The following is a 222-nucleotide window of genomic DNA, read 5'->3' on the forward strand; positions in this document are numbered from 1 at the left end:
ATTGATTGGGGAGGACGGTTTAGTTGAAGTCAAATGCCCACACTCCACCAACCATCTACGCTTTTATATGGATGGCACTATCAAACCTGAATATAGTGCACAAATGCAATTCCAAATGGCATGTACAGGACGTCAATGGTGTGATTTTATCAGTTATGATCCGCATTTTGTAGGCAGATCCCTTCGTTTGCGTATGAAAGTTAAACGTATCCACCGTGATGA

At 41.9% G+C, this 222-nt stretch carries 1 protein-coding gene; it reads left to right on the forward strand.

All coding sequences use genetic code 11. The features are described 5' to 3' along the window. Positions 1-222: YqaJ viral recombinase family protein (locus tag BN200_RS08455; RefSeq protein ID WP_019222128.1), on the forward strand; the 222-nt coding region annotated here is incomplete at both ends.

The organism is Bartonella senegalensis OS02 (assembly GCF_000312545.1).
Classification (GTDB): Bacteria; Pseudomonadota; Alphaproteobacteria; order Rhizobiales; family Rhizobiaceae; genus Bartonella; species Bartonella senegalensis.